General features: G+C 33.1%; 12 protein-coding genes and 3 pseudogenes. 14 read left to right on the forward strand and 1 reads right to left on the reverse strand.

From position 1 onward, the window contains the following. The first annotated feature begins 87 nt into the window (after positions 1-87). The 12 genes and pseudogenes from AC1DTM_RS12980 to AC1DTM_RS13035 all read left to right on the forward strand — a co-directional run bounded on the left by AC1DTM_RS12980 (position 88) and on the right by AC1DTM_RS13035 (position 6,601). A complete protein-coding gene (locus tag AC1DTM_RS12980) occupies positions 88-504 on the forward strand; it encodes a hypothetical protein (protein ID WP_002162340.1) in 417 nt (138 codons plus the stop codon). 490 nt (positions 505-994) lie between these two features. Continuing rightward, positions 995-1,150, forward strand: coding sequence for a hypothetical protein (locus AC1DTM_RS12985; RefSeq protein ID WP_165762440.1), 156 nt, complete (start codon positions 995-997; stop codon positions 1,148-1,150). Positions 1,151-1,180: 30 nt separating this feature from the next. After that, positions 1,181-1,312, forward strand: coding sequence for a hypothetical protein (locus AC1DTM_RS12990; protein WP_002162339.1), 132 nt, complete (start codon positions 1,181-1,183; stop codon positions 1,310-1,312). 144 nt (positions 1,313-1,456) lie between these two features. Continuing rightward, on the forward strand, positions 1,457-1,738 hold the full coding sequence (locus AC1DTM_RS12995) for a hypothetical protein (RefSeq protein ID WP_002162337.1): 282 nt from the start codon (positions 1,457-1,459) through the stop codon (positions 1,736-1,738). Positions 1,739-1,804: 66 nt separating this feature from the next. After that, a complete protein-coding gene (gene fbpA, locus AC1DTM_RS13000) occupies positions 1,805-1,933 on the forward strand; it encodes a Fur-regulated basic protein FbpA (RefSeq protein WP_080021449.1) in 129 nt (42 codons plus the stop codon). 100 nt (positions 1,934-2,033) lie between these two features. After that, positions 2,034-2,282 carry a hypothetical protein gene (locus AC1DTM_RS13005; RefSeq protein WP_002162336.1) on the forward strand — a complete coding sequence of 83 codons (249 nt, stop codon included), beginning with the start codon at positions 2,034-2,036 and terminating at the stop codon, positions 2,280-2,282. Positions 2,283-2,538: 256 nt separating this feature from the next. Beyond that, on the forward strand, positions 2,539-3,228 hold the full coding sequence (locus tag AC1DTM_RS13010) for a response regulator transcription factor (RefSeq protein ID WP_088099289.1): 690 nt from the start codon (positions 2,539-2,541) through the stop codon (positions 3,226-3,228). Positions 3,229-3,392: 164 nt separating this feature from the next. Beyond that, a pseudogene (locus tag AC1DTM_RS13015) lies at positions 3,393-3,473 on the forward strand (helix-turn-helix domain-containing protein); the annotation flags it as partial. A 7-nt stretch (positions 3,474-3,480) separates the two neighbouring features. After that, entirely contained in the window at positions 3,481-5,079 is a 1,599-nt protein-coding gene (locus AC1DTM_RS13020) for a sensor histidine kinase (RefSeq protein ID WP_033714592.1), read from the forward strand. A gap of 2 nt (positions 5,080-5,081) precedes the next feature. Further along, positions 5,082-5,789: a response regulator gene (locus AC1DTM_RS13025; RefSeq protein ID WP_016103625.1), complete on the forward strand. Its 708-nt coding sequence runs from the start codon at positions 5,082-5,084 to the stop codon at positions 5,787-5,789. A 123-nt stretch (positions 5,790-5,912) separates the two neighbouring features. After that, positions 5,913-6,113, forward strand: a pseudogene (locus AC1DTM_RS13030) (malate permease); the annotation flags it as partial. Between the two features lie 176 nt (positions 6,114-6,289). Next, positions 6,290-6,601, forward strand: coding sequence for a heavy metal-binding domain-containing protein (locus AC1DTM_RS13035; protein WP_000637485.1), 312 nt, complete (start codon positions 6,290-6,292; stop codon positions 6,599-6,601). Positions 6,602-6,783: 182 nt separating this feature from the next. On the opposite strand, the pseudogene AC1DTM_RS13040 reads toward AC1DTM_RS13035, so the two are convergent. Further along, positions 6,784-7,491 (reverse strand): annotated as a pseudogene (locus AC1DTM_RS13040) (IS6 family transposase). A 244-nt stretch (positions 7,492-7,735) separates the two neighbouring features. Here AC1DTM_RS13040 and AC1DTM_RS13045 point away from each other — a divergent pair. Then, the gene (locus AC1DTM_RS13045) at positions 7,736-8,248 is read left to right on the forward strand and encodes an RNA polymerase sigma factor (protein WP_002162331.1); all 513 of its coding nucleotides are present in this window, start codon (positions 7,736-7,738) and stop codon (positions 8,246-8,248) included. Next, complete coding sequence (locus tag AC1DTM_RS13050; protein WP_016103627.1) at positions 8,232-9,209, forward strand: anti sigma factor C-terminal domain-containing protein; 978 nt, start codon at positions 8,232-8,234, stop codon at positions 9,207-9,209. The genes AC1DTM_RS13045 and AC1DTM_RS13050 overlap by 17 nt, the downstream gene beginning before the upstream one ends. Positions 9,210-9,590 lie beyond the last annotated feature (381 nt).

A 9,590-nucleotide genomic window follows, 5' to 3' on the forward strand; every position in this document is an offset into this window, starting at 1 on the left:
CTAATGAAGGATGTAAAAAAGAAGATATTTATTAAAATATACTTTTAAATAAACTTTGAATATATGGCTGTGTTAGGAGTGATTTGTTTGAAAAATAGATTGAAAGAACTTTATTTATGTTCGTTTGCAATTATTGCAATGGGTTTTTTTGAAATAATTTATGATCATACTGCAGCTGAGCTTACTGAAGGGTTTTATTTGGGGAATTTAAAGATACTTACGGGAGTATTGTTTTTAATTTTTGCTTTAGTTTCTCAAACTAAATATAAAACTAATGGTAAACAGTTAGAAAGAGAACTATCAAAGGAATATGATGAAAGGGTTGATTTAATAGATGGAAAAGCTGCACATATAACCATAAGTATTCTTATGGTTATGATTATTCTTATGATGTTTCTTTCGAAATGGATAATAATTCCGATTAATACTGGGCTATTTCTCATTATGATATGCTGTCTAATTACAAATACATTAGCAAAAAAATATTATAATAGTTTTCTTTAATTAGAAGATTTCTATGAAAAATAGAATAAAAGAGTTACGTTTAAATGAAAAATTCCCTAGCGTACGATATTCGCCTTTAGGTTGGGAAGATATCAATTTCTTAGGGGAATAAAAGTTTGAGGGATTACATTCAACAAGTTTACATTCCTTACGTCCTTTGAATATTAAAGAGCCGATTTACTCTTAACAGGGTAAAATCTGTCTCTTCTCTTGTCTGACTTTTCTTACCGTGGGGTTTTTCTGAAATAAATGTTAATTGCGAGGAGAGGATGTCGGTGTTTGGGAAATGCCGAGATATAGGGAGTTTATTATTAATTCTTTCTTTGCTGATCATAGCTTGTGTATTACAGGCTTTGGGAGAGGATAATGGGGAATGATGGATGCAATTATAGAAATTTGCATAAAATTTATTATGATTTATTGTATATGCTGTTTTGGTGGTAGTTTGTTATAGAAAATGAAAACAGATTGAAAGGAAAGGAGATTCAATATGAGCCTTTCATCTCAAAAAAAGATGTTGCAGCGGGTTGAAGAAAAGGAAATGCCATACTGTAATGATGATCCATTGGCTATTGCAAAAGGGATTAGAAATGGATTTCTAATGGTAATACCATTTTGGTTAGTTGTATTGTATTTAGTTATATGAAAACTACATAACTACGAAAGGGTGAAAGAAATGATTGTTTCGAATGGAATTGCTGATATTCAAACGAAAAAGCAGGCACAGGAACTCGCAATAGAAATGACAAAACAAGCGCTTCATGAAGGCGCTGGATTAACGTGGGTGAGAAGAAGGACGGCTTTTTAGAATATATCACTAGCCATTTTGAAAAGGATCATCCTTCTTATCATGCTTTTCAAATCATGTTAGCGTGTAAAGCATCGACGCCTGCTCTTTGTTCTTATCCTTTCTGGATTGTGTATGAGAGCAATAGAGAGGTGAGATAACAAAATGAGTTTAATCATTCCACATTATTTACTTGTAGGCGGATGTTCGAAAGACAAAGTGTTACAGGCACATAAAAAAGCGAAAGAAATATTTAATCCAAAGGGTAAAACGAATAAATTGGTAAGTCAGTTGAGAAACGTTTCCTTTTTTGTACTTTGTGACGGTAGCCATCATAGATGGAAAAATGAAGATGAATATATGAAAGTGAAAACGGCATATATTCGTTACCTTGTAGAGTCTGATATTCAGTTTGTAGAAATGGCAACACAAGAATTGATTTCTTGAAGGTATGCAAAAGACCCCAAAAAGCTAGAACAATATACTTATCATGTAGAAAGAAAAAAACAGCGTATCATTAGTCAGCTGATCGATTGCGGATTTTACAAGGATGGAAGAAGACAACTCTATGAATTAGAGCCTTCAGAACTAGAAAAGCATCTAAAAAAAATTAAAAAGGAGCGAGTAATTCTTCATAGTTGATGCAAAGGAAGTGAGACTGTGGCATCTAATAAGTTTGAAAAAGAACTAGAGAAATCCACTAAAGCAGTTGTGAAAGGGTTGCGATTGGTATCGGTTACTTATGTATCAGCCGGAAGATGTAGAAGGAAAGAGTCAAAAGGTTCGATTTTATTTAGGTGGACCAGAAGAGAACTTGGAATATCTAGTCAAAGCGTTTCGAAGTGTATATAAAAACGCGGAAATTATAGCACAAACGATGGAACACATTTCGTTTTCACGTAATAAATTGTTTGGTGGTGCGGTTGGCGGGAGAATGAGATTAAAGACGAAAAAGTCCTATCAGTTACTTAATATAAAACTGATAAACTAGGGATACCGCCCCATGTCCATCAACTTAAGAATCTTTATTATCCCCACGTTATTCTTTCTAAAAAGCTAAATAGAAAGGATGACGTTTTTTACTAGATTCTTAAGTTGATGGACATATATAGTGACTCCTAGGAGTTGATACATATGGAAAACAAGAGCTCATGTATATGCAATTTCAAAAAAATCAAACTACCAGAAGCTTAAATCTTATATCAAACCCATAGCCGATTATCAACAAGAGTAAAGGAGCGGTGAGTATGACAACAATTTTAGTATTAGAAGATGAGATAACAATTCGTAGCTTTATTACATTAAATATGAAGCGTGCTGGTTTCAATGTTTTAGAAACCGATACAGGTGAAAAAGCTCTTGAACTTTTAGAAAATCATAATGTTGATATTGTAATACTTGATGTTATGTTACCAGGAATAGATGGTTTTGGGGTATGCAAAAGAATACGAAAAAACAATGAAAAGATTGGTATTATTATATTAACGGCACGTGTTCAAGAGAAAGATCAGGTACACGGTTTGACAATTGGAGCAGATGATTATATTAAAAAACCATTTAGTATAATTGAATTAGTAGCACGTGTACAATCATTGCTAAGAAGAGTAAAAGAAAATAAAATGGATATGAAATGGATTCATTCGGGACCATTTCAATTAAATATTCTGCAAGGAGAATTATATAGGGATGAGATAGTAATTGATTTAACTCCAACAGAGCATATTATTTTACGATATTTAATGGAAAATTCCATAAAACCAATTTCACGTGATGAACTCTTAAATAAAATATGGGGTATAAGTTGTGTAGGTAACACAAAAGTAATAGATGTGAATATCAGTCGTCTTCGTCAGAAGATCGAACCTAGTCCTTCTGAGCCTCAGTTTCTCCTTACGGTACGAGGGAAAGGGTACAAATGGAAAGAAGGCAAACGATGAGGCGGAAAATTAGTTTGTACTTTATCGTTTCCTGACAGAATACTCCTTCCTTAAGCGTGTGAAGGGCGTTAGCCCAACGGTAGGTGGGAGATGAATGCCAATAGGCGTAAGCCTACGTTTTTTTGTATACTGTAGATATCCTATAACAAATCGAGGTGCAACTTATGTTAGTAAATAAAGCATATAAATTTCGTATCTACCCAAATAAGAAACAAGAAATAGTAATTGCTAAAACGATTGGTTGCTAGAGAGATGAAAAAAAGGAAAAAACTATTGGGTTTATGGAAAACAATTACATTATTAGTGTGTGCAGTAGTAATTTTTTCTTTACTCGTAACAGACATTTTAATTAGTCATAATGTTGAACGGGCAACGAAAGATAGCCAAGCAGAGAAGGCAAAAACGATTGCACGTATTGTGGCGAATGATTCTATTGTAATTGATGGGTTGACGGGGAAGGTAGATACCTCCTTAATTCAGGTGTATACCAATAAGCTATTAAAGAGTACAGATGTTCAATTTATTGTAGTTATGGATATGGATGGAATACGAAAATCTCATCCAAACCCTCAAAAAATAGGTCATCATTTCGTTGGAGGGGATGAAGGAACTGTATTGAAAGGAAAGGAACGCGTATCGTTAGCAGAAGGAACTTTAGGGAGTTCTATGCGAGTATTCGTACCTATTTTTGCTGACACAGGTGAGCAACTTGGTGCGGTCGCTGTTGGCATTTCAGCTGATAATGTGAAAGAGAGAGTGAAAGAAAGTAGACATATCATTTATATCGGTGTTGGTGTTGGAATATTAGTTGGAATTATAGGAGCGATATTGCTAGCTAGACATATAAAGAAAGTTTTATTTGGTCTTGAGCCACATAGGATAGCGAAATTTTTAGAAGAAAGAAATACGATGCTACAATCTGTAAAAGAAGGTATTATTGCTGTAGATACAGAGGCGAGAATAACTTTAATTAATAATGAGGCAAAACGAATACTTAAGAAAATTGGACTTACAGAAGATTTTATCGGTAAAGATGTTGAATTGTATACGCCGAATTCACGTATAAAAGAAGTGTTGCAAACAGGAGAGGTACAATTAAACGAAGAACAAAATATTCTTGGAAATACGATTGTTACAAACCGTGTTCCTTTATACGTAAAAGGAGAAATAGTTGGCGTGATTGCAACATTTCGTGATAAAACAGAGATTAGAAAATTAGCAGAGGAACTAACCGGTATCAGGCTATATGCGGAAGCATTACGGGCACAGTCCCATGAATTTATGAATAAAATGCATGTTGTATTAGGACTWACACATATGAAACAGTATGAAGAATTGCAGAAATATGTAAGTAGTATGGTGTCAGAGCATCAATATGAAATTGGTGGGGTTATGAAAAGAATTAAAAGTCCGGTATTTGCTGGTTTTTTACTAGGTAAACTTAGTTATGCTAGAGAGAAAAATATAAAGTTAATTATAAGTGAAGGTTCGGACTTACCAGACATATATGATGAGAGGATCATTCATGAACTTATTACGATTGTTGGAAATTTGATTAATAATGCATTAGACGCAGTGATGAATTGTGAGAAGAAGCAGGTTGAAGTTGGAATACAATATGGGGATACATTAATCATTACAGTACAAGATACAGGGAAAGGCATACAAGAAAATGAAATTGATGCATTATTTATAAAAGGTTATTCCACAAAGGGTGATAATCGGGGGTATGGTTTGCATCTTGTAAAGGAAAGCATACAGCGAATAAATGGGGAAATTCATATTCATTCATTGGTAGGAGAGGGAACAACGATAACAATTGAAATACCTAATAGTAGGGATGAGAGATAAAGATGATTAAAGTTTTAATTGTAGAAGATGATCCGATGGTAGCGATGTTAAATACGCATTACTTAGAGCAAGTGGGAGGGTTTGAACTTATTCATGCAGCTAAATCAGTAAAAGGGGCGATAGAAGTATTAGAGAGATCACGAGTAGATTTAGTATTACTTGATATTTTTATGCCTGAAGAGACTGGATTTGAGCTTATAATGTATATTCGCAATCAAGAGAAAGAAATTGATATTATGATGATTTCAGCTGTACATGATATGGGAAGTATTAAAAAAGCATTACAATATGGCGTAGTAGATTATTTAATTAAACCATTTACATTTGAACGATTTAAAGAGGCTTTAACTGTATATCGAGAAAAACTTACTTTCATGAAAGAACAACAAAAAATTAGTCAATCAGAACTAGATTCACTAATTTTACAAAAAGAAAAAAGAGAGTCCCTTGTTACTAAAGAACTTCCAAAAGGATTAACAAAACAAACGTTGCAACTCATTTGGCAGAAAATCGAATCGCTTAATGGACAAGCATTTACAACAGATGAAATGGCGCAATTAGTAGGGGTTTCGAGAGTTTCTATTCGAAAGTATGTAATGTTTTTGACTGAAATCGGAGTATTAGAGAATGAAATGATGTATCAACATGTGGGAAGACCTGTGAGTAAATTGAGATGCATTGACCAAAATATAATAGGTTTTTACGTATAAGTGACTTATTATAAGTCGCTTATATTTTTTAAAATTACAAAAGTAGTTACAAAACTTACAAAAACTATTTTTTACTATTGAAAGCAGTTTAATATTGTTATTAAGAAAACAAGGGTGGGCCATCTGGGAATTCAAAAGAATGTGGAAGCGGTATCGTTTTCTGATGGGAATGAATTGAAAAGTGAATCTTTCGCTTCTAAAATTATGAAAGTTAAAATCGATGTTATACCTTTACCGTTATATGTAGTATTGGCTGCTATTATTTATGGATCATCTGTATATAATAAATTGCCAGCAGATATGATCGGTGGATTTGCAGTTATTGGGTAAATAAACCCAACAAGAAACAAAGGTTTTTGTAGATAGCTTGTTTTCTTTCATCCTTACAGAACTGTCATCTTTAAGTAAGGTTATTAGATAGTTTATTTAGCTTTTAAAAGTAATAATAAGATTATAAGAAACAACAATAAATTTTTAAAGATTATAGGAGTGTGTTAATAATGATCGTAACAACAACTAATACTATTCAGGGTAAAGAAATTATTGAGTATATAGACATCGTAAACGGTGAAGCGATTATGGGTGCAAATATCGTACGCGATATCTTCGCTTCTGTTCGTGACGTTGTAGGTGGCCGTTCTGGTGCATATGAAAGTAAATTAAAAGAAGCTCGTGACATTGCGATGGAAGAAATGAAACAACTTGCAACGCAAAAAGGAGCAAATGCAATTGTTGGTATCGATGTAGACTACGAAGTGGTTCGCGACGGAATGTTAATGGTTGCGATAAGCGGTACAGCTGTACGTGTGTAAATAGATAGAAAAGTAGAACCTAATTGGTGAACTGCACCTCCAATTGTTGGACATAACTAACAATTGGAGGTGCAGTTTTTTATGGCCAAATATTCTTTGAAAACGAAATTAGGTGCATAGAGGTTCTGGTGCAAAAAGATGATAAATAAAAAAGAATCAAGGATTCCTAACGRAATCACCTGTTAAGCAGTTAATCCAAACAGCTGGTTGATAAAAACATTCTGATTTTGRACAGACTGRTCCYGYAAATCAATTTRTTCTTTTTTRACCATATGCATSGCTTCWACACCACTYAATATAGAGGCTGATGTTTTGTATGRTTTAAATCCCAACATAGAGCGTATACGTTTTTTAATAAAACGATGATCTTGTTCTACTATGTTATTTAAATATTTKATCCTTCGGATTTTGGTGCCTATTGGTATCCTTTTTTCTTTTTTCAACTGTTTGATAGCGATTGGATAAGCAGGGTTCTTATCAACCGTGATGATACGAGGTTTTGAGACGTGAAAAGACCGCAAAGCTTTCTTGAAGAATCGCTTTGCATCCTTATGATTTCTAGATTTACTCAAATAAAAGTCAATCGTGTTTCCTTCAGAATCAACGGCACGATATAAATACATTCATTGTCCTTTTACTTTTATATATGTTTCGTCCACTCTTCATGTGTTATTCGTTTGTTTGAGATGATGTCGAATTCGTTTATCAAACTCCGGCCCATATTGATGTACTCATCGCATAATAGTTGTATGAGCCAGGGATAACCCTCGTTCCTCCATCATCTCTACCAAATCACGAAAGCTTAAGTTGTACCGTAGGTACCAACGTACAGTTAACAAGATGATGTCTGGTTGATAATGTTTCCACTTAAATATATTCTCCTTTTCCATACTAATCACACACATTTTATAGAGTAGTACTATCAGTATGTCCAAGTTTGATAGACCATTTTCATATACTTCAAAGTTTTTGTACCAGAACCACTTTTTTAAGCGTTCACTATTCGGGGTTCGGTTCAAAGATATGAGGGAGCTTTTCGCGGTTTAATTAACAATTAAAATTATGTAAAAAAATTTGATTAACCTGTCAACCAAATTGAAAGTTAATCGTTATAAATATAGTAGGAGGGAAAAGATGCGAGATGATGTTTTTCAAAAACGATTAAAGCAGTACCTAGCTTTTATTTTTAACTATTTATTAAAACTTGGAATATCTAGAGAGGATGCAGAAGATATTGTACAAGAAACAGCTTTAAAATATATTCAAAACTTAGAAGGTATTCCCGCTGAAAAAGTAAAAAGTTGGCTGTTTAGAGTAGCTATAAACAGAAGTTATGATATTTTGAGAAGGGAAAAAAGAAAAGATAAGTTTTTAATTGAATTATGTATCTTAGAAAATCTTGAACCTGATTTACCTGAGGATTGTCTATTACAGGAAGAACAGAGTGGTGAAATACAAAAAACATTAGATTTGCTTCCTAAAAGGTATAGAGAATTTTTAATTCTAAAATATGTAGTAGGATTACGGTATGAAGATATATCCATTTTATTTGAAGTTACTACTGGAACTGTTAAAACAACGGTATTTCGAGCTAAACAACATTTTATTAATATATATAGGAGGGAACAAAATGAACATAAAGAATGATGAGAATCAATCTGAACTTTTTTTAGATGATAAGGAATTCGAAAAAACAATGCATAAAGGTAGAAGAAAAGCGATTATAAAAAATGTAGTTATTACGGGAAGTGTACTAATTGCATTATATAGTGGACTGACTATAGGGAACAATTATTGGTTATCTGAGCGTCTGACAAAGGAAGAGAATGCTACAGGAGTATGGTTATCTATTACTGAACCTAATATTGAGCAAAATGCATCATTTTATAATTGGAATTCTTTTTCCGTTGACGCAACTCACACGTATTCGAAAAAAATAGGAGAGCGTATCATACCTTGGGAATCGTCAACAGGACATTATAATCTTATTCGTTCAGAAAAAGGACCTTCTAATTGGATAAATCATTTTAACGAAAAAAGAAAAGGCTGGGAAATGTATAACAGTCAGAATGGACAAAGAGAGCTTATATTTTATCATCCGAAAGTTCAATATAAGCAAGTTCCTAATGATTTGAATTTACTTGATGACATAGGATCAAATAAATATGTTGAATATGCGCTATCTTTTGATCGCCCTTATTCAATTAGTGAGGTTCAAAAACTTTTAGATAAACAAAATACAGAATGGCTTTGGATAGACACAGAATCAGATGAAGAGATACATAGTATCAATCAGCAGGAGCTTAAAGAAGAAGGAGGATCTTTTAATCGTGGAAATATATATGGTTATCCGTATAATTCACAAAACGACTGGCAATCTCCTGAATTTTTTATAGATACATTAAAATCCCCGGAGTTTTATGGAGAATATGCTGATAAAGCAAAAGAAATATTAACAAAATTAAAAAAGGATAATCCTACATTAAACCCAGAAAAGGTGAAGATTGTTGGAGCAGTAGTAACTGGTACTCCTGATGAATTAAAGAAATATCAAAATAAAGAATTTATTAAATCTTCTTCTCTCGGGGCCACAATAGACAAATATTAATGATTAGGTTTGTATTTCGGAAGTAGAATGAAAGGTTCTGGTGCGAGAACTATAATACATTGTAAAAAAGGATAGGAGGTTCCTAATGGAATCTTCTGTTAAACAGTTAACGCGAGTAGTTTCTTGATGAAGATATTCTGATTTTGGACAGACTGACTCTGTAAATCAACTTGTTCTTTTTTGATAGACCATTTTCGTTTAGTTTGAAGTTTTTGCACCAGAACCCAAGATTATATGATATAGGAACTGCTCTACTAGAGAACAGGAACTTTGGTTCACTTGAGATATAAAAGAAACTTATAACACTGGAAATTTCATAGAACGTTTTAATAATTTTAATAGTGTCTTTTTAAATAATTAGAAGGAGACAAGTAAGGAAGG

This window comes from Bacillus sp. P4_D3 (assembly GCF_056401855.1).

Excerpts from the sequence above, each read along its gene's own strand:
- AC1DTM_RS12985 (WP_165762440.1), top strand. The coding sequence starts at position 995 with ATGAGCCTTTCATCTCAAAAAAAGATGTTGCAGCGGGTTGAAGAAAAG.
- AC1DTM_RS12990 (WP_002162339.1), top strand. The coding sequence starts at position 1,181 with ATGATTGTTTCGAATGGAATTGCTGATATTCAAACGAAAAAGCAGGCA.
- AC1DTM_RS12995 (WP_002162337.1), top strand. The coding sequence starts at position 1,457 with ATGAGTTTAATCATTCCACATTATTTACTTGTAGGCGGATGTTCGAAA.
- AC1DTM_RS13005 (WP_002162336.1), top strand. The coding sequence starts at position 2,034 with ATGTATCAGCCGGAAGATGTAGAAGGAAAGAGTCAAAAGGTTCGATTT.
- AC1DTM_RS13010 (WP_088099289.1), top strand. The coding sequence starts at position 2,539 with ATGACAACAATTTTAGTATTAGAAGATGAGATAACAATTCGTAGCTTT.
- AC1DTM_RS13025 (WP_016103625.1), top strand. The coding sequence starts at position 5,082 with ATGATTAAAGTTTTAATTGTAGAAGATGATCCGATGGTAGCGATGTTA.
- AC1DTM_RS13035 (WP_000637485.1), top strand. The coding sequence starts at position 6,290 with ATGATCGTAACAACAACTAATACTATTCAGGGTAAAGAAATTATTGAG.
- AC1DTM_RS13045 (WP_002162331.1), top strand. The coding sequence starts at position 7,736 with ATGCGAGATGATGTTTTTCAAAAACGATTAAAGCAGTACCTAGCTTTT.
- AC1DTM_RS13050 (WP_016103627.1), top strand. The coding sequence starts at position 8,232 with ATGAACATAAAGAATGATGAGAATCAATCTGAACTTTTTTTAGATGAT.